Raw genomic sequence first — 19,120 nt, 5'->3', positions numbered from 1 at the left:
ATGCCTTCTCAGCGCCTAGCGGCGGGACATCACCCTCAGCCACGGCGCCAGATGGAAAGCGCTCATCAGCAGATACATGGCCGGCATGCCGGTCAGGATCGAGCCGGCCAGCGGCGAGGCGCCCATGCACAGCATGGTCCCGCCGCCGCCGTGAAGACGGGAAAGCAGCGCCATCACCGCAAAGGTCGGCGCCGCGGCGAGGCATAGCCAGTCGGCTATGCCATGGGGGACGACATTTTCGGGGGTCACGCTGCCGATGCCGGAAGGGATATCGCTCATGATCTTATTCCCTTGATGGTTGCGGCCCGTCATGACCTGGGGTCCTCGGCCCTGCCGGAGGCGGGAAGAGGAACCCAGGCTGGACGGACTTGCGCCAGCTTACTGGTTGCCCTTGTCGCGGAACGCGGCCTCGCCGGCAGCTGACACTTCGGCCCATTTCTTGTCGGCTCCGGCATCGTAATTGTCGTGCCAGTTCCACCAGCTGTAGAGTGGCGTCTGCGGGTAGCCTTCGGGCGAGTCTTCCCACACCTCCTGGCGGCCGAGCGGCGTGATGTCGAGATAGCTCCAGACGGTGCCCAAAGCCTCGTCGCCGCGGTTGTTGATGAAATAGGTGCGGAAGATGCGGTTCCCGTCATGGATGAACACGTTGTGGCCGTGCCATTCGTCGACGCCGAAGTCCTTGTCGAAGCTATCGGTGATCGTATACCAGGGCATCTCCCAACCCATCCGTGTCTTCAGCCGCTCGATGTCTTCCTGCGGGGCGCGAGAGGCGTAGGCGAGGGTGGTGTCGCGGGCGTTGAGATGGGCGAGGTGGCCGACCTGGTCGGCGCCGAGCGAGCAGCCGCGGCAGGCATGATCGGGCCAGCCATAGACGCCGGGCTCGAAGAAGGCGCGGTAGACGATGAGCTGGCGGCGGCCTTCGAACAGGTCGAGCAGGCTCACCTTGCCGTCAGGGCCCTCGAAGACATAGGCCTTGTCCACTTCCGTCCACGGCATGCGCCGGCGTTCGGCCGACAGCGCGTCCCTGGCGCGCATCGTCGCCTTCTCCTTCACCAGCATCTTTTCGTGCGCGGCGTTCCAATCCTGCTGTGAGACGATCGGTGGGGTGTTCATGGTCATGGTCATTGGTCTTCTCCTTTGCCAGTCGTGGCGTCGTTGCGATGTGGTGTTGCCTGGGCGTGTGGGGGAGCCGCAGGCGCGGCGAAATCCGAAAGATCCGGCCCGGCGCAGCAGGGGTGGCGTGCGGCGTGCTTGGCCGTATCATTGGCCGCGTCGAGGTCGAGGTCGGTGGAGGCAGGCATTTCTGGTTCTCCCTTGCTGCCGTCATTGCCGGCACGTCTTGCTGGTTGACGGTACTGACGTAAGTTAGGCGGCGCTGCGCCGAGGTGGGAGTTACAAGTGTGACGGGATTTGAATGGACTCGCTGATCACCGCGGCAGCGCTGGCGCTGGCGGCCGGCGATCCGCTCGGCGCGCTCGACCGCGTTGCCCTGCGCGAGGATGCGCCGGCGCTGGCGCTTCGCGGCATTGCCATGGCGCAGCTCGGCGACTTCGATCGCGCCAAGCTCTTGTTGCGGCGGGCCGCGCGTGCCTTCAGTCCGAAAGAGGCGGTGGCGCGCGCCAGATGCGTCGTCGCCGAGGCCGAGATCGCGCTGGTTTCGCGCGATTTGGGCTGGCCGGCCAAGGCGCTCGACGCGGCCCGCACGGCGCTGGAAAAGCATGGCGACCGGTTGAACGCAGCGCATGCCGGTCACCTCAAGGTACGGCGCCTGCTCTTGATCGGCCGCCTCGACGAGGCCGAGCAGGTGCTCGCCGGGCTCGACCCGGCGCCGCTGCCGCCGGCGGCAAGAGCCGCGCACGAACTCGCCGTCGCCGGCATCGCCATGCGGCGCCTGCGGACCAGGCCGGCGCGTGCGGCGCTGGAGTGGGCGCGCCATGCCGCTCGCAAGGCCGGCATTCCCGGCCTCATCGCGGAGGTCGACAGCGCGTGGCTGGCACTGGAGACACCCGCGGCGCGGCTGATCGCGCAGGGCAGGGAGCAGCCGCTGCTGCTCGAAGAGGTCGAGGCATTGCAGGGAACGCCGGCGCTGGTCGTCGATGCTTTCCGCTACGCCGTGCGCATTGGGCGGACCACGGTTTCGCTGGCGAGCCGGCCTGTGCTGTTCGCCTTGGCGCGGACGCTCGCCGAAGCATGGCCCGGTGATGTTTCGCGGGGGGAACTCGTGGCGCGGGCCTTCGGCGGCAAGCATGCCGATGAATCGCATCGCGCGCGCCTGCGCGTCGAGATCGGGCGGCTGCGTGCCGAGCTTCGCGCATTGGCCGGCATCAGCGCCACCAGGCATGGCTTCACGCTGGTGCCGCGCCAGGCCCATGCAGTGGTGGTGCTGGCGCGGCCGATCGAGGAACGGCACGCGGCCGTGCTTGCCTTGCTGGCCGACGGCGAGGCCTGGTCGAGCTCGGCCCTGGCGCTGGCACTTGGAACCGGCCAGCGCAGCGTGCAGCGGGCGCTTGAGCCGCTTGCCGAGGCCGGCAAGGTACAATCCTTCGGCCATGGCCGGGCGCGCCGCTGGATGACGCCGCCAGTGGCGGGTTTCACGACCACCTTGTTACTCCCCGCGCCGCTTCCCAATGGCTAGAAAGTGACGACGACCACCATCGAGGGACAAGGACATGAAACATTCGGCAGCCGAAATCTTGAGGGAATACGGGCCCTTTCCCGGGGCCAATACAGTGGCCGGGGTAAGCTTTGACGGCAAGAATGTCTGGTTCGCCTCGGGCGACAGGCTGAACGCCTTCGATCCGGAGAGCGGGCAGGCCTTGCGCTCGATTGATGTCGCGGCACATGCCGGCACCGCCTATGACGGCCGGCATTTCTTCCAGCTTGCCAAGGACCGCATCCAGAAGATCGATCCCGACACGGGCGAGGTGCTTTCCACCATTCCAGCCCCCGGCAATGGCGGCGATTCCGGGCTGACCTGGGCCGAAGGCACGCTATGGGTCGGCCAGCACCGGGAGCGCAAGATCCACCAGATCGACCCCGAGACCGGCGCGATCCTGCGCACCATCGAATCCAACCGGTTCGTCACCGGGGTGACCTGGGTCGACGGCGAATTGTGGCACGCCACCTGGGAGGGCGACGAAAGCGATCTGCGCCGCGTCGACCCGCGGACGGGCAAGGTTCTGGAGAAGCTCGACATGCCTGCCGGCATGGGCATCTCGGGGCTGGAATCCGATGGCGCCGACCGACTGTTCTGCGGCAGCGGAAACGCCGGCGTGGTGAGGGCGGTGCGCCGGCCGAAATAAGGGTCCGCGAATTTTCCCCAATCGACTGGCCGTTGTGCGATGCCAAACCTAGATAGGCTGGACCATCCCCCACAAAAGGATTCTCCCATGCCCGAACAGATCACGTTGAACGACGGCACCGCCATTCCCCAGCTTGGCCTTGGCGTCTGGCAGGTCGATCACGACATCACGGCGCAGGTGGTGGGCTGGGCGATCCAGGCCGGTTACCGGCTGATCGACACCGCCGAGGGCTACCGGAACGAGGAAGGGGTCGGCGAGGCGATCCGCGCCGCCGGCGTGCCGGCGGCAGAGCTGTTCATCACCTCGAAGCTGCGCAACGGCGCGCACCAGCGCGATGCGGCGCTTCGGGCCTTCGACGACACGATGAAGAAGCTCGGCGTCGAGCAGCTCGACCTGTTCCTGATCCATTGGCCGGTGCCCAGCCAGGACAAATATGTCGAGGCGTGGAAGACGCTCGTCGAGCTGCAGCAGGCCGGCCGCATCAAGTCGATCGGCGTTTCGAATTTCAACAGGGATCATCTGGAGCGCATCATCGGCGAGACGGGCGTGACGCCCGTCGTCAACCAGATCGAGCTGCACCCGCGCTTCCAGCAGCGCGATCTGAGGGAATTTCACGCCCGGCACGACATCCATACGGAAAGCTGGAGTCCGCTGGGCAGCGGCCGGTTGCTGAGCGACCCGACCATATCAGGCATTGCCCGCAAACACGGCAAGTCCACCGCGCAGACAATGATCCGCTGGCATCTCCAGCAAGGGCTGATCGTCATCCCGAAGTCGGTGCGCCAGGACCGCATCGCGGCCAATTTCGACGTCTTCGATTTCGAACTGGACGCGCAGGACCTGGAGACGATCGCCGGCATGGATTCGGCTGACGGCCGTAACGGTCCGAATCCGGTGACCGCGGCGTTTCTGTTCTGAGAGGACGAAGCGGTCGGCGCGCTAAATCCCCGAGCCGTCCAGTTGTTGCGCGTCGTCGCCTTCCCACGGCGCCGGCATCGAGGCGCCGCGGCTGAGATTGGCCGAGGGCATCGGCATCCAGCACTTCAGCTCCGGCTCGGCATATTCGACGACGCGGCCGGGCGAGGAATCGGAGGCGCGCCAGCCCTCGTCACCGAACTGATCGGCGCGTGACCAGTAGGCGAGGTCGACTTCGGCCGGCCCCTGCTCGGATGGGCGGACCGTTACGAGGATCCGGCTGCCGTCTTTTGGCGCGCTCGACATGTGGCGCCAGCGGTCGGGCTCGTCCATCGTATTTCCTCCTGCCTTGCTGTGGGATGAAGTGTCGCCTCGTCGTCGGAGACGGTCAACCCAAACTTTGCGCAACCCATCCTGTTTCGATAGGCTGCTCGTTCCGCCCGGCGCGCGGGGAGTGGATGATTTGTCGGATTGCACCAGTCGCATCCGTCCTTGATCTGGCGACGGTCGCCGAGACAAGGAGAGGCATTCATGAGTGACGAAGTCGAGCCCATGCCGGCTGGGGTGGAAACAAAACTGTACTTCAGCCGCAACCCCAATCCGCGCCTGGGGGTCGCGGTGGCGCGTCATCTCGGGGCGAGGGTGACCTTCGAATTCGCGTCGCCGTTCGCGCCGGGGCAAGCGGAGCGATTCCGGCCGCTCAATCCCAACCTTTCCCTGCCCATACTGGCCTGGCCCGGCGGAAGCCTGTGGGAGGCCGACGCCATAGCCTGCCGGTTGTCGCGCGACATGGGTTCCGATTTCTGGCGCAGCGGCGACGATGAGCCCGAGATGATCCGCTGGCTGAGTTGGGGCAAGGAGAATTTCATGCGGGCCTGCGACATGGTGCATTTCGAGCGCGGCACCAAGCAGCGCTATCACATCGGGCCGATCGATCACCAACTGGTCGAGGATGGGCTGAAACTGTTCCACACGACGGCGGCGATCCTGGAGACCGCGCTTGCGGGCCGGCGATGGCTGGTGGGGGACGAAGTCTCTTATGCCGACTTCCGCATGGCGACCTTCCTGCCTTTCAACGATGTCGCGGGCCTGCCGCTCGGCGACTATCGACTGGTCGATCGCTGGTATCGGCGGCTTGAAGCGATCGACGCCTGGCGTGATCCCTTCGAGGGTCTGGATGCGCCGCGATTGCCGCCAGTCCCAGGACAGGTCGAGCCGCATGAGGCGGCGCCGAGGCTGTAGTCGAAAGGGGTGGCGACCGGCGTATACGTTTGGAGAGAAACTTGAAAACGCCGGCCGCCATTTGGGGGCGTTGGGGTGCATCGCTTTGGGGGGGCGATGCAGAGGCCAGGCTAAGCGGATGGCCGGCCGCCGCAATCGAAACGCCGGCCCATGGTGAACAGGCGGTTACTATCCACAGGTCAGGGCCGTAAACGGCAGGCGGCCCGCCGGATCGCGGCCGCCCATCGCGGCCAGGTCGTCATTGTCTCGGCTGTGCGCAACGCGAATCGCCGGCCATGCCACGCTCGACGGGCCGCGATCGGATTGCTAAGCCCGTCCGCGAAGGAGCTGATGAGTCTGGCATGACCGTTGCGATCGAGATGGGACACACGACAGCGGGCGCCCCGGCGAAACTCGATCTCGAGGAGTTGCTGGCGACCCGCCTTCTGGTGCAGGGCAATTCGGGCTCTGGCAAGTCGCACCTCTTGCGGCGTCTCTTGGAACAGAGCGCGCCTTGGGTGCAGCAGACCATCATTGATCCGGAAGGCGACTTCGTATCGCTGGGCGAACGCTACGGCCATCTGGTGATCGATGCCGAGGAGCATACCGAGCGCGGCCTGCAGGCGGCCGGCGAGCGGGCGCGCATCCACCGTGTCTCGACCGTGCTCAACCTCGAAGGCCTCGATGCCGAGAACCAGATGCGGCGCGCCGCCGCTTTTCTCGGCGGGCTGTTCGAGGTCGCCCGCGACCACTGGTACCCGATGCTGGTGGTGGTCGACGAAGCTCAGCTTTTCGCGCCGGCGGTGGCCGGCGAGGTGTCGGACGAGGCGCGCAAGCTTTCGCTCGGCGCCATGACCAACCTGATGTGCCGGGGCCGCAAGCGCGGGCTTGCCGGCATCATCGCCACGCAGCGGCTGGCCAAGCTCGCCAAGAACGTCGCGGCGGAAGCCTCCAATTTCCTGATGGGCCGCACCTTCCTCGATATCGACATGGCGCGCGCGGCCGATCTCCTGGGCATGGAACGGCGGCAGGCGGAGGCGTTCCGCGATCTGGAGCGCGGCCAGTTCATGGCGCTGGGGCCGGCACTGTCGCGCCGGCCACTCGGCCTGCGCATTGGCCCGACCGACACCAGCCCGCGCAACGGCACGCCCAGGCTGATGCCGCTGCCGGAGGCGGCGCTCGAGGATGCCCGCGCCATCATCCTGGCCGCCCCGCCGCCCGAGACGATGCGCGCGCCGCGCCGGGTGGCGTCGCCGGACCTGCTCGACCAGTTGATGGCGGCGAAGTCGGCTGCGCTGGAAATCCGCCCCGAACCGGCGGAGCCGCAAGTCAGCGCCGAGGATCTGGCGGAGCGGCGCGAGCGGGTGGACCGCGTGCTGCGCGCCATTCTTGCACAACCTGACGCGGGCTTCCGCGTGATCGGGGTGCTCTACCAGGAGTTTGTCGTGCGCTGCCGCATCGAGGGCCTCGCCTCGGTCGTGCCTGACCTGCCCACCTTCCGGCGCATGTTGACGCGCGCCCGTGCCGGGCTGGGGGCCGAAGCCAGCGAGGACGATGTGTGGCGCGACGTCTCGGTGCGCGCTTCGCTGCTGCCGGAGGACATGCAAGGCGTGTTCATGATGATCGCGCGCGCGGCGAAGGAGGGCTGGCCGTGCCCGAGCGATGGCGCGATTGCCCGCGCCTACGGCTCGCACTCCATGCGCCGCGCCCGGCGGCTGCTCACCTATATCGAGGAGCAGGGCCTCATCGTCTGCCAGCTCGACGGCACGGGGAAGCGCACCGTGACGCTGGTCGAACTCGCCTGGGCAACGGCGCCCGGCGATCCCAATGCCGAGGGGGCGGAACAGGGAAGCCTGGCTTTGTGAGGGCATCCAACGCGGCTGTGGCGGCATTGCGATCTCATCGACAAACGCTGATCCGCTGGTTCTCGATGGCGGACCTGGCGGCGGCCGGCATCGCCTCGCTGGCGCTTGCGCGGTCCCCGGCAAGCGGCGCCGGGTGGCTGGTGCCGGGAACCTGCGGCTCGATCCTTGCCGGGCTCGGCGTGGCGCTGGTCAATCATCGTATCTGAAGCTTGCTTGCAGACGGCGGGTGCGAAGGCGATGCTGAGGTCGCTGGTCGGCTTCTGGTAAGGTCAGCACCGCGCGATGACGCCGCCCTTACTGGACCGTGATGACACCGTCGACCGCCCGCCATTCCGATGGGGTGATGAGCCGGTGGTGGGCGATGTGGACGGAGTGAAGCGGCCCGTCCAATTCGCGCTCCCAATAGGAGAGAAAGCCCTTGAGTTCGGGGAACTCCGGCGCCAGGTCGTAGTCCTGCCAGACATAAAGCTGCAGCAGGCTCCGATGGTCAGGCAGACGGTAATGGATTTGTGCGGTGGTCAGGCCATAGCCTTCCATCTGGAGGCGGAACTCCTTGCTGACGCTTGCGATCATTCGTGTCTCCTTGCGGTGGCCGCAATGGCGAAAAAGTCTCTCGGCCCATCGATGTGCGCCGCCGGGAAACAACTCCTGGAGAGGGTGAGCGGTTCCGGCGCCGGCGATGGTACCGGCTCGAATAATTTTGCCGGATCTAGGCGTAAATTCAAGCGGCGGCTCCCGACGCAGAGCGAATGAGACCGCTATAACAGTGAGTTGGCACTCCGACGGCGTGAGTGCTAAAATTTTCTGACCGGCCTCTTGAAACCGAAAAAAGGGAAAACTAGCTCGATATGCGCGCGCGATGCCTGACAAAGGGTCGCCGCATTTCCGCATCGGCCCGAATTGCCGGTCCGGTGTGGAGGAAGCTGAAAACCTGTTTGTCCCAAGAGGAGAACGACATGGCGTTCCGTCCATTGCATGACCGTATCCTGGTCCGCCGCATCGAGGCCGAGGAAAAGACCTCCGGCGGCATCATCATTCCCGATACCGCCAAGGAAAAACCGCAGGAAGGCGAAGTCATCGCCGTCGGTCCCGGCGCGCGCGACGACAGCGGCAAACTGACCGAGCTGGATGTCAGGGTGGGTGACCGTATCCTTTTCGGCAAATGGTCCGGCACCGAGATCAAGCTCAATGGCGAGGACCTGCTCATCATGAAGGAAAGTGACGTGATGGGCGTGATCGAACAGACCGCGCAAGTGAAGAAGGCCGCCTGACGGCTTCTTAGAAAATCCACCAGTCAACGAATGCTGCCTAGAGATAGAGGAGTGATCCAATGGCTGCCAAAGAGGTAAAATTCCATACCGAAGCGCGCGAGAAGATGCTGCGCGGCGTCGATATCCTGGCCAATGCGGTGAAGGTGACGCTCGGTCCCAAGGGCCGCAACGTCGTCATCGACAAGTCGTTCGGTGCGCCGCGCATTACCAAGGATGGCGTCACCGTCGCCAAGGAAATCGAGCTTGAGGACAAGTTCGAGAACATGGGCGCGCAGATGGTTCGCGAAGTCGCCTCCAAGACCAATGACCTTGCCGGCGACGGCACCACCACCGCGACCGTGCTGGCCCAGGCCATCGTCAAGGAGGGCGCCAAGGCTGTTGCCTCGGGCATGAACCCGATGGACCTGAAGCGCGGCATCGACAAGGCGGTGGACGCCGTGGTCGCCGAGCTGAAGGCCAACGCCCGCAAGGTGACCCGCAACGACGAGATCGCGCAGGTCGGCACCATCTCCGCCAATGGCGACGCCGAGATCGGCCGCTTCCTCGCCGAAGCGATGGAGAAGGTCGGCAATGAAGGCGTCATTACGGTGGAAGAAGCCAAGACCGCCGAGACCGAGTTGGAAGTCGTCGAAGGCATGCAGTTCGACCGCGGCTATCTCTCGCCCTATTTCGTCACCAACCAGGACAAGATGCGCGTCGAACTCGACGAGCCCTACGTGCTGATCCATGAAAAGAAGCTCGCCAACCTGCAGGCGCTGCTTCCGGTGCTGGAAGCGGTGGTCCAGTCGGGCAAGCCGCTGCTGATCATCGCCGAGGATGTCGAGGGCGAGGCGCTGGCGACGCTGGTCGTCAACAAGCTGCGCGGCGGCCTCAAGGTCGCGGCCGTCAAGGCGCCGGGCTTCGGCGACCGCCGCAAGGCCATGCTGGAAGACATCGCGATCCTCACCGGCGGCACCGCGATCTCCGAGGATCTCGGCATCAAGCTCGAGAATGTGACGCTGGAGATGCTGGGCCGCGCCAAGAAGGTGGTGATCGAAAAGGAAAACACCACCATCGTCGACGGCGTCGGGCGCAAGGAAGAAATCCAGGGCCGCGTCGCGCAGATCAAGGCCCAGATCGAGGAGACCACCTCCGACTATGACCGCGAGAAGCTGCAGGAGCGGCTGGCCAAGCTTGCCGGTGGTGTCGCGGTGATCCGCGTCGGCGGCTCGACCGAGGTTGAGGTCAAGGAGCGCAAGGACCGCGTCGACGATGCCTTGCACGCGACCCGCGCGGCTGTCGAGGAAGGCGTGCTGCCCGGCGGCGGCGTCGCGTTGCTTCGGGCCGCCAAGGCGCTCGATGCTGTCCAGACGGACAATGCCGACCAGAAGACCGGTGTAGAGATCGTGCGCCGCGCCATCGAGACGCCGGTCCGCCAGATCGCGGAAAATGCCGGTGCTGAAGGCTCGATCATCGTCGGCAAGCTGCGCGAGAAGAGCGAATTCGGCTGGGGCTGGAACGCTCAGACCAACGAGTTCGGCGATCTCTATGGCCAGGGCGTGATCGACCCGGCCAAGGTGGTGCGCACCGCGCTGCAGGATGCGGCGTCGGTCGCCGGCCTGCTGGTGACCACCGAGGCAATGGTGGCCGAGAAGCCGAAGAAGGAAGCCGCCAGCCCGGCAATGCCGGCCGGCGCCGGCATGGACTTCTGAGGTCCGACCAGTCCGCCCGCTCCCTCGACAGGGAGCGGGCGTCGGTTGAAGGGAGAGAGATATGGATGCGCTTGCTGACCTTGGGCCCGTGCCCGCGCCGACACATCAGGCAAAGGAGTTCCTGGCCTATGAAAGCGAATGCCGCGGTGCGTTGAAGCCGCTGCTGGCGGAACTGCTCGACAGGGCCGAAGCCGCCGGCTGGAAGCGGCGGACCGTTGCCGCGACGCTGATGTTCCTGGCCGCGCAACAGGTGTCGGAGGCGTCCGAGGCCTCGGCCGGCGGCTGAGCGCTGACATTCAGTCCCATAAACTTACGGGCAGTCCCATGAACCTTACGGGCAGTCCCATGAACCTTACGCGGCGGGCCGCGCCTTCCGGTGTTCGGCCCGCCGCGGGTCCGCACAATCGAGAGGAGGCACAAGCCATGAATCGCTGGCAGTTTGAAGAACCGGTGACCATTCTGGTCGGAATGGGCTTTCCGAGGAAGATCGAAAGCGTGATGGAAGCCTACGCGCTGTTGCAGGACTGGCCGGCCGCCAGCCGCAACGGCGCTCATGCCGTCGCCCTCAATGCCTGCAAGGCGGGCATCGCCGGTGAGATCGACCCGGAGACGGTGCGCGCGACGCTGGTCACCTTCGCACGTCGCAACGACATATTGCTGCCGGATATGGTTTCGCCGGCCGCTGCGATGGACAATGCGCTGCAGGCGGGGCGAGGCGGCAGGTCCGTCTGATCTTCAGCGGTCCGCCTCGCGGCGGTGGCGGGCGCGAGCCCGCGGGGAACCAAGCGATGGCCATCGGGTTGAATCAGTGTTGGTTCCCCGAGGCGAGGCGACGTCATGAGCATCCTGCAAAGCATCAAGAAAGTGGCCGAACAGGTGACCGGTGCCGCAAGACCGGACAGCCGTCAGGCGGCCGACCTTGTCAGGCCGCGCAAAGCGAACGAGTTCAGGTTTGGCGATGATGGCCTGGTGCCCAGTCATCCGTCCTGGCCGCTGGTCGTCTATCACGGCGCAGTGAGATTGCCGGAAGACTTCGATCCCGCGGCCGTGTTAGAGGCGCTTTTCTCGGCCAATGGCTGGGAAGACAGCTGGCGCAACGGCATCTACGATTATGTTCACTACCATTCGCGCATCCACGAAGTGCTCGGCGTGGCGCGTGGCACGGCGAAGGTCCGGTTTGGCGGCAAGAAGGGCCGAACGCTGGCGCTGAAGGCCGGCGATGTCGCGGTTCTTCCGGCCGGCACGGGGCACCAGCGCATCTCCGCTTCGGACGACTTTCTCGTCGTTGGCGCCTATCCGCCGTCCGGCACCTATGACGAATGCACGACCACCGCCGATCACGCCAAGGCGGTGGTGACGATCCCCAAGGTCGGCCGTCCGCGCAAGGACCCCGTCTATGGAAGCAAGGGCCCGCTGCTGGCGGCGTGGAAGAAAGATTGAGTTCGCCGAAGGCGAAAGAGAGCAAAGTTTGCCGGCGCAAGCCCTGCCTCGGAACGATCGACGGGCAGATCGAAGCATAGTTCATCACTCCGGTGGAACGCTCTCGGGCATTGGAGGTTGATAGCCGTCGAATGCTTTATCAACGGACTGGAAAACGGAGAGAGCCCGCCTTCGGTTGACGCCGGGGCGGGTTCTTTTTTGTCTGAGATTCTCGGGATTGATGGCGCGCGGGAACATGTCCGGCATGCCAGGCGCAATGTTGGGAGCAAAGCCTGGGGAGAGCAGGTGGTGAAGAGATTGCGCCTGCCTCGGAGCGGACAGACGGCTGACGTACCGTCTACATTCCGTAGGTGAGGGCAACATAGATCGCCGGGATAAGCGTCAGGCAGATCGCCATTCCCACGACAACGGCGATAGCCAAGCGCTCGGTTCGCCTGACAAGATCGACCATGTTGGCGTCCTCACTCAGACAGACGGGCGGGCCCGACGGGATTTCCGGGGCCCGAACATCATTGTCATTTGCGGGGCGATTGTCGTCGTGGATGCTCGGTCTCTGGGCTGATGTCACTGCTTGCCTCGCTCTCAGAATATCCGGCGGTCGAGCTGGATTCCGCGATGATGGAGGATTGGCTGCGTTGCTCCGGCGCGAAACCCAACGTATCGGCAAGAAATGGGTTGCCGCATACGACTTCAGTCTTGCCAATTCTTAGACCTAAGCCTTGCCCGGGAACGCAATGCAGCGGGAGCCGTTGGTGACCGGTGACAACTCAAAGAATAGGAGAGGAGAAAGTCATGGCTGACGGTCCAACTGTTGTTAATTCTGGAGGTGGTGGCGGCACTGCGGTTGCTATTGTTCTTGCGATAATCGCCATCGTTGTCCTGCTGATATTTACCGGTGTCATCAACATCGGTGGCGGCGGCGGGAAGGACATCAACGTGAAGGTTGAGGCGCCAAAGGTGGAAGCTCCGGCCACTTCAGCGCCCGCGAAGCCCGCGGCACCTGCCAATGGTGGCTGATTGGCTGCGGCAGAGGCCAGAATAATTCTGGCCTCTGAAAATGTTTCTTAGTTCACAAAAGGACTTGTCATGAAAAGATATCTTGTCGGCGCTGTCGCGGCTCTCGCGCTTATGGCTGGAATTGGTGCTTCCTTCGCGGGAGACGTCGTAATTCTCAAGCCCGAGCAGCAGACGGTCGTCCGCGAATACATCCACAAGCAAAAACTCGCGTCAGTCAGCCTGCTCGGCGTCGAACTCAACGTCGGCTCCGCTCTCCCTGACACTGTCGAGCTTCATACAATCGACGTCCCCGACGTCAGATACAAATACACTGTTGTCGGCGATCATGCGGTTCTTGTTGACCCCGATACACGCAGGGTCGTGCAGATCATCGAGTGATGCTGGTAGCTCGCCCCTGGCCAACGGGGGCGGCCCGCCGTGCCGCAAATGGCGCGGCGGGCTTTCTAAACGAAGCCACTTAATCCCTGTGAGCGCCGCCGAAACCTTCACCCGTCAGGCCTTGGCGTCGGTTAACCGCTCCAGCGCATCGACGATCAGGCCGCAGAATTTCGGATGGTCAAGTTTCATCGCCACGGTATGGCGGAAGTCGACCTGCTCGCTCGCAGTGCCGCCAAAATGGTGCATCCCGCCCATCTTCTCGAAATTGCACACCGTCATGCCCTTGGTCCACCGCCCGGCGATTTCGACGCGGATATCGGCCTTCTCGGTGGTGAAGACGGTCGGGTCGATCATGGCCGCGACGCAGCACGCGTCGTGGACGGCTGGATACTCGATCTGCAGGAGGCCGCCATGCGTGGTCGCTATGAACTCCCAGATATCGAGGATGAACTTGGCGATCGGGCCGCCGACGGCGCGCACCCTGTTTTGCAGGTCCGGAGTGGCCAGCGCCTGGTGCGTGAGGTCGAGGCCCACCATGGTGACATCCCAATCGGCGCGGAATACGACGTCGGCGGCCTCCGGGTCGCCATAGACATTGAACTCCGCCGCTGGCGTGATGTTGCCGCGCGTGTAGGCTCCGCCCATCGCGACGACGCCCTTCACCCGCCCGATGATGCGTGGGTCCTTGCGAATGGCGAGCGCGATGTTGGTGTAGGGACCGACCGGCACCAGCGTGATGGTTTTCGGCTCGTGTGCCATGACCGTGTCGATGATGAAGTCGACGGCATGCCGCTTGTCGAGTTCGAACGAGGCGGGCGGCAGGACGGGGCCGTCGAGCCCGGTATCGCCATGGATTTCGACGGCCAGCACCTGCTCGCCGATGAGCGGGCCGGGTGAGCCCTTCGCCACCGGCACCTTGATGCCGTAGGCCGTGCATACGGCCAGAGCATTGCGCGTGGTGTTCTCGACATTGTGGTTTCCCGAAACCGTCGTGATGCCGAGAAGGTCGATATTCGGGTTTCCCGCCGCAAGCAGGATGGCGATGGCGTCGTCGTGCCCAGGATCGCAGTCCAGGATGATCTTTTCCATGATTTCGTCTCCCTTGTCGGCGGAGCCTGTGGCTGCCAATAGTCCCGGGCCCGCGCCTACTTGTCCTCGACAATGCGTAGATATGCCGCCGTCACGAACAGGACGATCAACCCGAACAGGATCCGCCTCGCACCCTCCGGCATCTGCAAAATCGTCAGCAGCGTCGTCAGCACCGTGAGGATCAGCGCGCCGATGATGGTGCCGGTGTAGCCGCCGCGGCCGCCGAAGATGGAGGTGCCGCCGATGACGGCGGCGGCGACCGAGGGCAGCACCAGCGGTTCGGCGAGCGACAGCGACGGCGCCTTGATCAGGCCGATATAGAGCAGGCCGGTGACGCCGGCGAGCACGCTGGAGGTGACGTAGAGCGCCGTGATGACCTGCCAGTATTGCACGCCCGACAAGCGCGTCGCGCGCTCATTGTCGCCGACGGCGTAGAGCAGGCGGCCGAAGCCGGTGCGGGCAAGCGTGAAGACGATGAGGGCCGCCAGCGGCACGAACAGCAGCAGGGCGTTGGGGAAGGCAAAGCCGAGTACGGGGGTGACACCGGTACCCAGCCAGGCGAGAAAGTCGGGGATCTTGGCGCCGGACGCGATCACCGTGCGCTGGTAGACCTGCAGGCAGCCGGTGCCGATCAGGCTGGTGCCCAGCGTCATGATCAGCGGATGGACGCGGAAGACACCGACGCCGATGCCGTTGACGAGGCCGATCAGCACCGCCGGCATCATCGCCAGGAGGAAAGCCACAGCCGGGTCTTGGCTGACGATCTGCGTTGCCATGATGAAGGCGCTCATCGTCGCCACCGTGCCGACCGAAAGGTCGATGCCGCCGGTCAGCATGGTCATGGTCTGGCAGCCGGCGAGGATCGCCAGCGGAATGGCGAATTTGATGGTGTTGGCGATCCAGCGCTCGTTGACGATGCCGGGGCGCAGGATCTGCAGGATCACCACCAGGATGACCAGCAGGATGATCAGCGGGATGAGAGGCCGGTCGGCCATGAAGCGTTTTATGCGGCGGCCGAGGGGGACCGGCGCGGGCGTGATCGCGGTGGTGCTCATGGGGTGGCTCCTGCTCGCGAGGAGGTGGGCTTGGTGGTGGTGTTCTGGAAGGATGGTGCTCTACGGCGCCGTACAGCGCTGCGGGTGAATTTCATGATTGCCGCCCTCGCATCGTGATGAAGGCGCCGAACATCACCACGGCGACCATGATCAGGCCTTCGATGATGGCGGTGACGTTGGGGTCGATGGCGAGCAAGGTGAGATCCGTGCGCACCAGCCGCAGCACGAAGACGGCGACGATGGGGCCGAGCAGGCCGCCCTTGCCGCCGCCGAGCGCCACGCCGCCCAGCACGACCGCGGCGACGCTGGCCAGGAGATAGGGGCCGGGGATCGGCGCGCCGATGCCTGTGCTCATGGTCAGCGCCAACCCGCCCATGGCCGCGAACAGGCCTGACAGCGCGTAGGCGATGACCCTGGTGCGGGCGACAGGCACGCCGCTGCGGAACGCCGCCAGTTCGCTGGAGCCGATGGCGTAGATGGAAAGGCCGAGGCGCGACCGCCGAAGCGGTATCCAGATGATGCAGAGGCAGACGATCAGCACCAGCAGCGCCTTGGGCAGCCACGCGTCGACGGCGTCGGGCAGGCCCGGTATCGGCACAGTGCCCGAGATCAGCGCCTTCAGCCATTCGGCCGCCGCGCCGCCCGGGGCGCCGAGCACCAGAAGGGCCGCGCCTTGCAGCACGAACAGCATGGCGAGCGTGACGACGATGTCCGGCACGCGGGTAACGACGATGAGCAGGCCGTTGAGCGCGCCGAGCACGAACCCCATGGCGAGCACGAAAGGCACCACGAACAGCGCGTATTCCTCGCTCGCGCCCGCCATCATCGAGGCGGCGGTGACGCTGGTCAACGCCATCATGGCGGCGACCGAGAGATCGATGCCGCCGGCGATGACGACGACCGTCTGCGCGGCGACGGCAAAGGCGTAGGGCAGTACGGCCCGCGCCAGCGAGCCGAAATCGCCGCTGCCATAGCCGGGCTGGATGATCTTGGTGGCGATGAACAGGATGACGAGGAGGGCGAACAGGCCTGTTACCCAGCCTTGCCGGCGCAGGAAATGGCTCATGGCGTTGCCTCCGGCGCATCGGAGGCATTCGCGGTGGGTGCGGCCAAAATACCGACATCCGCCTTGACGCCGCGCGGCAGGCCGTAGGCGGCGCGCATCAGCGTCGGCTCGTCGGCCTCCTCGACAGGGAAAATATCGACCAGGCGGCCGCCGAAGATGACGATGACGCGGTCGCAGACGCGCTGCACTTCTTCCAGTTCGGAGGTGTAGAACAGAACCGACTTGCCGTTGCCGGCGAGCTCGCGCAGCAGACGATAGATCTCCTGCTTGGTGCCAACATCGATGCCGCGCGTCGGGTCGAAACACAGGATGGTGCGCGCGTCGGCCGCGATCCAGCGGGCGATGGTGACCTTTTGCTGGTTGCCGCCGGACAGGCGCTGCACCTCGCCTTGAGCGCGGGTGTCGATCTGCAGGCGCTGGATGGCGCTCGCCACGGTGGCGCGCTCCTTGCGCATACGAATAGGCCCCCAGTTGCGCAAGGCGGCACTGAAGGGGAGCGCAATGTTCTCGCGCACCGAGCGCTGCATGGCGAGCGCCTCGGAACGGTCGCCCGGCACATAGGCGATCCCCGATCGGATGGCGTCGATCGGGTGGGCGAATTTCACCGGGCTGCCGTCGACCTCGATCGTGCCGCCCGATGGTTTGATCGAGCCGGCAAGGGCGGCGAACAGTTCGTCCTGGCCCTGGCCTTCCAGCGCCACGACGCCGGCCACCTCGCCATCGCGGAGATCGAAGGAGACATCGCTGAGCTTGGTCCCGACGCGCAGGTTTCGCACGGCGATGCGCGGGCGAGCAGGGGGGCGGGCCTCTTCGCTGGCGCCGCGGGCGGCGACATGGGTCTTGACAATGCGAGTGCCGAGCATCAGCTCGACGATCTTTTCCTCGACGCCCGGCACGATGTCGACGACGCCGACGGTCGCGCCGTCGCGCAGCACCGTGGCGCGGTCGCAAAGGGCCGAGATTTCGACGAAGCGGTGGGAGATGAAGATCACGGCGCGGCCGGCGTCGCCCTGCCGGCGCACCACTTCCAGCACCTTTTCGGCAAGGTTGGCGGGGAGTGCGGCCGTCATCTCGTCGAGCAGCAGCACGTCGGGCTCGACGGCCAGCGCGCGGGCCAGGTCGAGCACGCGCAGGATGGCGAGCGGGATGTCGCGCGCGGTGTCGCGCAGGTCGAGGTCAGGTATGCCGAGTTCGCGTACCCAGGCGCGGAACGGCTCGACTGGCGTGCCGGTCAGCCGCAGATTGGACAGCACATCGAGATCGGGGATCAGCGACGGCTCCTGGTAGACAGGCAGCAGCCCGGCCCGGCGCGCGGCGGCCGGCGAGCGTATGTCGCGCGCCTCGCCACGGATCAGGATGCGTCCGGCATTGGCTGATATCGCGCCGGTCAGGATCTTCACCAGCGTCGACTTGCCGGCGCCATTGGCACCCATCAGCGCATGCACCTCGCCCGGCAGCACGGAGAGCGACGCATCGCGGAGAGCCGCGACCGCGCCGTAGTTCTTGGCGACGCCTGACGCGTCGAGGAGGGGACTGGTGGTCAAATGATTTGGGTCTCGATTTATGTGCCTAATAACCGCGAATGTCAGCGCCGCCCCTCACCTGCCTGCCGGCATCCTCTCCCCGTATAGAGACGGGGAGAGGGGCTTGCCTCCGGCGTTGCGGCCAGCTTCTCTCGCCCCGTTTTACCGGGAGAGATGTCCGGCAGGACAGTGAGGGGCGGCGCCGACCATGGTCAGCAAAGCCGCTGCTTACTCGCCCGGGCCCTTGCAGGCCACGATCTGGTCCTTGGTATACGTCGTCCAGTCGGGGATCATGATCGAGACCGGCCATTCAGGGCTCAGCGACGGGTCGGCGGCGGCTTTCAGCTTGGCCTTGCCTTCCTCGGTGGCATTCTCCCACAGCTGCGGGTCGACCAGCACGGTCTGCTGGGCCGGCTTCTTGCCGTCGAGGATCTGCAGCGCCAGCGTCACGCCGGCACCACCGATCGAGCCGGGGTTGGTGACGGCGGCACCCACGAGGCCCTTGACCGAGCTCAGCTGGCCGACGAAGCCGGCATTGTCGGCGCCGACCACGGGCACCAGCGGCGCCTGCGATTCGACCAGCGCGTCGACGATGACGTTATCGATGCCCGACGTCCACACGCCGTTGAACGGCGTGCCGGTGGCCAGGAAAGACAGCATCTGCTGCTTGGCCTGGTCCTGCTGCCAGCCGGTGAAGACCTCCTGCGCCACCTTCACGTCGGGGAATTCGGCCAGTGCCTTCTTGAAGCCTTTGTCGCGATCGCTATCGGCCGAAGCGCCCGCCGCGCCGCGCATGTAAAACACCTCGCCCTTGCCGCCCATCTGCTGGAACAGCCATTTGGCGCCGAGATACGCATACTGCTCCTGATTGTTGGAAATGATGTAGGCCGACGGCTCGGTGACCGCCTGGTCGACGGCGACGACGACGATGCCGGCCTTGGTGGCTTCTTCCAGGCCGGCCTTGATGCCGGCCGGGTCGGCGGGGTTGACGACGATGGCGTCGACCTTGGCACTGATCAGGTTGCGGATGTCTTCCAGCTGGCCGGCGGCATCGGTGTTGCGGTGGGCGATGTTGAGCTTGGTCACTTCGCCGGAGGCGAGCGCCTGCGCCTTCATGGCGCAAACCATTTCCTCGCGCCAGCCATTGCCCTGCACGGTGTTGGAAATGCCGATCGTGTATTTGCCGGCAGCGGACGACACGCCCACCGAGGCCAGCAGCGCCGCGCTGGCAAGCAGCGGGACCATGGTCAGATAGTTCTTCATTTCAGTCTTCCTCCACATTGTTTT

22 protein-coding genes are annotated in these 19,120 nt (G+C 65.4%); 13 read left to right on the top strand and 9 right to left on the bottom strand.

What is annotated here, in order from left to right:
• Positions 1 to 15: 15 nt before the first annotated feature.
• Both FJW04_RS20585 and FJW04_RS20580 read right to left on the bottom strand, forming a co-directional pair.
• Positions 16 to 279, bottom strand: coding sequence for a hypothetical protein (locus tag FJW04_RS20585; protein WP_140716325.1), 264 nt, complete (start codon positions 277 to 279; stop codon positions 16 to 18).
• A gap of 99 nt (positions 280 to 378) precedes the next feature.
• On the bottom strand, positions 379 to 1,125 hold the full coding sequence (locus FJW04_RS20580) for a thioredoxin family protein (RefSeq protein ID WP_140663351.1): 747 nt from the start codon (positions 1,123 to 1,125) through the stop codon (positions 379 to 381).
• Positions 1,126 to 1,414: 289 nt separating this feature from the next.
• Between FJW04_RS20580 and FJW04_RS20575 the strand changes: the two genes are divergently transcribed.
• The 3 genes from FJW04_RS20575 (at position 1,415) to FJW04_RS20565 (ending at position 4,220) form a co-directional block, all read left to right on the top strand.
• Positions 1,415 to 2,635 carry a helix-turn-helix domain-containing protein gene (locus tag FJW04_RS20575; RefSeq protein WP_140716323.1) on the top strand — a complete coding sequence of 407 codons (1,221 nt, stop codon included), beginning with the start codon at positions 1,415 to 1,417 and terminating at the stop codon, positions 2,633 to 2,635.
• Between the two features lie 34 nt (positions 2,636 to 2,669).
• Positions 2,670 to 3,302: a PQQ-binding-like beta-propeller repeat protein gene (locus tag FJW04_RS20570; protein WP_140663347.1), complete on the top strand. Its 633-nt coding sequence runs from the start codon at positions 2,670 to 2,672 to the stop codon at positions 3,300 to 3,302.
• Between the two features lie 87 nt (positions 3,303 to 3,389).
• Positions 3,390 to 4,220, top strand: a complete 831-nt coding sequence (locus tag FJW04_RS20565) for an aldo/keto reductase (protein WP_015316957.1) — start codon at positions 3,390 to 3,392, stop codon at positions 4,218 to 4,220.
• A gap of 21 nt (positions 4,221 to 4,241) precedes the next feature.
• Here the strand turns inward: FJW04_RS20565 and FJW04_RS20560 are convergent, their stop codons facing one another.
• The gene (locus FJW04_RS20560) at positions 4,242 to 4,550 is read right to left on the bottom strand and encodes a hypothetical protein (RefSeq protein ID WP_015316958.1); all 309 of its coding nucleotides are present in this window, start codon (positions 4,548 to 4,550) and stop codon (positions 4,242 to 4,244) included.
• Positions 4,551 to 4,748: 198 nt separating this feature from the next.
• On the opposite strand from FJW04_RS20560, the gene FJW04_RS20555 reads away from it, so the two are divergent.
• From FJW04_RS20555 to FJW04_RS20545, 3 genes are all read left to right on the top strand, one after another.
• Complete coding sequence (locus tag FJW04_RS20555) at positions 4,749 to 5,459, top strand: glutathione S-transferase family protein (RefSeq protein ID WP_181173008.1); 711 nt, start codon at positions 4,749 to 4,751, stop codon at positions 5,457 to 5,459.
• Positions 5,460 to 5,800: 341 nt separating this feature from the next.
• The gene (locus FJW04_RS20550; protein WP_140716321.1) at positions 5,801 to 7,303 is read left to right on the top strand and encodes an ATP-binding protein; all 1,503 of its coding nucleotides are present in this window, start codon (positions 5,801 to 5,803) and stop codon (positions 7,301 to 7,303) included.
• The gene (locus tag FJW04_RS20545; protein WP_181173007.1) at positions 7,300 to 7,509 is read left to right on the top strand and encodes a hypothetical protein; all 210 of its coding nucleotides are present in this window, start codon (positions 7,300 to 7,302) and stop codon (positions 7,507 to 7,509) included. Before FJW04_RS20550 ends, FJW04_RS20545 begins: the two co-directional genes overlap by 4 nt.
• Positions 7,510 to 7,597: 88 nt before the next feature.
• Here FJW04_RS20545 and FJW04_RS20540 read toward each other — a convergent pair whose 3' ends face one another.
• Positions 7,598 to 7,876 carry an usg protein gene (locus FJW04_RS20540; protein ID WP_015316961.1) on the bottom strand — a complete coding sequence of 93 codons (279 nt, stop codon included), beginning with the start codon at positions 7,874 to 7,876 and terminating at the stop codon, positions 7,598 to 7,600.
• 383 nt (positions 7,877 to 8,259) lie between these two features.
• Between FJW04_RS20540 and FJW04_RS20535 the strand changes: the two genes are divergently transcribed.
• The 7 genes from FJW04_RS20535 (at position 8,260) to FJW04_RS20500 (ending at position 13,100) form a co-directional block, all read left to right on the top strand.
• Positions 8,260 to 8,574 carry a co-chaperone GroES gene (locus FJW04_RS20535; RefSeq protein WP_015316962.1) on the top strand — a complete coding sequence of 105 codons (315 nt, stop codon included), beginning with the start codon at positions 8,260 to 8,262 and terminating at the stop codon, positions 8,572 to 8,574.
• A gap of 59 nt (positions 8,575 to 8,633) precedes the next feature.
• Positions 8,634 to 10,265 carry a chaperonin GroEL gene (gene groL / locus FJW04_RS20530; RefSeq protein WP_140716319.1) on the top strand — a complete coding sequence of 544 codons (1,632 nt, stop codon included), beginning with the start codon at positions 8,634 to 8,636 and terminating at the stop codon, positions 10,263 to 10,265.
• Between the two features lie 61 nt (positions 10,266 to 10,326).
• Positions 10,327 to 10,551: a hypothetical protein gene (locus FJW04_RS20525; RefSeq protein ID WP_015316964.1), complete on the top strand. Its 225-nt coding sequence runs from the start codon at positions 10,327 to 10,329 to the stop codon at positions 10,549 to 10,551.
• Positions 10,552 to 10,688: 137 nt separating this feature from the next.
• Entirely contained in the window at positions 10,689 to 10,997 is a 309-nt protein-coding gene (locus FJW04_RS20520) for a DUF982 domain-containing protein (protein WP_140663343.1), read from the top strand.
• A gap of 105 nt (positions 10,998 to 11,102) precedes the next feature.
• Positions 11,103 to 11,705, top strand: a complete 603-nt coding sequence (locus tag FJW04_RS20515) for a cupin domain-containing protein (RefSeq protein ID WP_140716317.1) — start codon at positions 11,103 to 11,105, stop codon at positions 11,703 to 11,705.
• Positions 11,706 to 12,497: 792 nt separating this feature from the next.
• Positions 12,498 to 12,722: a hypothetical protein gene (locus FJW04_RS20505; RefSeq protein WP_023782864.1), complete on the top strand. Its 225-nt coding sequence runs from the start codon at positions 12,498 to 12,500 to the stop codon at positions 12,720 to 12,722.
• Between the two features lie 69 nt (positions 12,723 to 12,791).
• Complete coding sequence (locus FJW04_RS20500) at positions 12,792 to 13,100, top strand: DUF1236 domain-containing protein (protein ID WP_015316968.1); 309 nt, start codon at positions 12,792 to 12,794, stop codon at positions 13,098 to 13,100.
• A 114-nt stretch (positions 13,101 to 13,214) separates the two neighbouring features.
• Here the strand turns inward: FJW04_RS20500 and FJW04_RS20495 are convergent, their stop codons facing one another.
• The 5 genes from FJW04_RS20495 to FJW04_RS20475 all read right to left on the bottom strand — a co-directional run bounded on the left by FJW04_RS20495 (position 13,215) and on the right by FJW04_RS20475 (position 19,096).
• On the bottom strand, positions 13,215 to 14,189 hold the full coding sequence (locus FJW04_RS20495; RefSeq protein WP_140716313.1) for a nucleoside hydrolase: 975 nt from the start codon (positions 14,187 to 14,189) through the stop codon (positions 13,215 to 13,217).
• 56 nt (positions 14,190 to 14,245) lie between these two features.
• A complete protein-coding gene (locus tag FJW04_RS20490; protein WP_140716311.1) occupies positions 14,246 to 15,244 on the bottom strand; it encodes an ABC transporter permease in 999 nt (332 codons plus the stop codon).
• Between the two features lie 91 nt (positions 15,245 to 15,335).
• Complete coding sequence (locus FJW04_RS20485; protein ID WP_140716309.1) at positions 15,336 to 16,310, bottom strand: ABC transporter permease; 975 nt, start codon at positions 16,308 to 16,310, stop codon at positions 15,336 to 15,338.
• Positions 16,307 to 17,854 carry a sugar ABC transporter ATP-binding protein gene (locus tag FJW04_RS20480; RefSeq protein ID WP_140716307.1) on the bottom strand — a complete coding sequence of 516 codons (1,548 nt, stop codon included), beginning with the start codon at positions 17,852 to 17,854 and terminating at the stop codon, positions 16,307 to 16,309. The genes FJW04_RS20485 and FJW04_RS20480 overlap by 4 nt, the downstream gene beginning before the upstream one ends.
• Positions 17,855 to 18,061: 207 nt before the next feature.
• Positions 18,062 to 19,096, bottom strand: a complete 1,035-nt coding sequence (locus FJW04_RS20475) for an ABC transporter substrate-binding protein (protein WP_015316972.1) — start codon at positions 19,094 to 19,096, stop codon at positions 18,062 to 18,064.
• Between the last annotated feature and the right edge of the window lie 24 nt (positions 19,097 to 19,120).

The organism is Mesorhizobium sp. B2-7-3, assembly GCF_006440715.1.
GTDB classification, from domain to species: Bacteria; Pseudomonadota; Alphaproteobacteria; order Rhizobiales; family Rhizobiaceae; genus Mesorhizobium; species Mesorhizobium australicum.
This window is presented reverse-complemented; position numbering and strand designations above follow the sequence as displayed.

Bases quoted from the DNA above. Each gene is read 5' to 3' on its own strand.
- FJW04_RS20585 (WP_140716325.1), bottom strand. From the start codon at position 279: ATGAGCGATATCCCTTCCGGCATCGGCAGCGTGACCCCCGAAAATGTC.
- FJW04_RS20580 (WP_140663351.1), bottom strand. From the start codon at position 1,125: ATGACCATGACCATGAACACCCCACCGATCGTCTCACAGCAGGATTGG.
- FJW04_RS20575 (WP_140716323.1), top strand. From the start codon at position 1,415: ATGGACTCGCTGATCACCGCGGCAGCGCTGGCGCTGGCGGCCGGCGAT.
- FJW04_RS20570 (WP_140663347.1), top strand. From the start codon at position 2,670: ATGAAACATTCGGCAGCCGAAATCTTGAGGGAATACGGGCCCTTTCCC.
- FJW04_RS20565 (WP_015316957.1), top strand. From the start codon at position 3,390: ATGCCCGAACAGATCACGTTGAACGACGGCACCGCCATTCCCCAGCTT.
- FJW04_RS20560 (WP_015316958.1), bottom strand. From the start codon at position 4,550: ATGGACGAGCCCGACCGCTGGCGCCACATGTCGAGCGCGCCAAAAGAC.
- FJW04_RS20555 (WP_181173008.1), top strand. From the start codon at position 4,749: ATGAGTGACGAAGTCGAGCCCATGCCGGCTGGGGTGGAAACAAAACTG.
- FJW04_RS20550 (WP_140716321.1), top strand. From the start codon at position 5,801: ATGACCGTTGCGATCGAGATGGGACACACGACAGCGGGCGCCCCGGCG.
- FJW04_RS20540 (WP_015316961.1), bottom strand. From the start codon at position 7,876: ATGATCGCAAGCGTCAGCAAGGAGTTCCGCCTCCAGATGGAAGGCTAT.
- FJW04_RS20535 (WP_015316962.1), top strand. From the start codon at position 8,260: ATGGCGTTCCGTCCATTGCATGACCGTATCCTGGTCCGCCGCATCGAG.
- groL (WP_140716319.1), top strand. From the start codon at position 8,634: ATGGCTGCCAAAGAGGTAAAATTCCATACCGAAGCGCGCGAGAAGATG.
- FJW04_RS20525 (WP_015316964.1), top strand. From the start codon at position 10,327: ATGGATGCGCTTGCTGACCTTGGGCCCGTGCCCGCGCCGACACATCAG.
- FJW04_RS20520 (WP_140663343.1), top strand. From the start codon at position 10,689: ATGAATCGCTGGCAGTTTGAAGAACCGGTGACCATTCTGGTCGGAATG.
- FJW04_RS20515 (WP_140716317.1), top strand. From the start codon at position 11,103: ATGAGCATCCTGCAAAGCATCAAGAAAGTGGCCGAACAGGTGACCGGT.
- FJW04_RS20505 (WP_023782864.1), top strand. From the start codon at position 12,498: ATGGCTGACGGTCCAACTGTTGTTAATTCTGGAGGTGGTGGCGGCACT.
- FJW04_RS20500 (WP_015316968.1), top strand. From the start codon at position 12,792: ATGAAAAGATATCTTGTCGGCGCTGTCGCGGCTCTCGCGCTTATGGCT.
- FJW04_RS20495 (WP_140716313.1), bottom strand. From the start codon at position 14,189: ATGGAAAAGATCATCCTGGACTGCGATCCTGGGCACGACGACGCCATC.
- FJW04_RS20490 (WP_140716311.1), bottom strand. From the start codon at position 15,244: ATGAGCACCACCGCGATCACGCCCGCGCCGGTCCCCCTCGGCCGCCGC.
- FJW04_RS20485 (WP_140716309.1), bottom strand. From the start codon at position 16,310: ATGAGCCATTTCCTGCGCCGGCAAGGCTGGGTAACAGGCCTGTTCGCC.
- FJW04_RS20475 (WP_015316972.1), bottom strand. From the start codon at position 19,096: ATGAAGAACTATCTGACCATGGTCCCGCTGCTTGCCAGCGCGGCGCTG.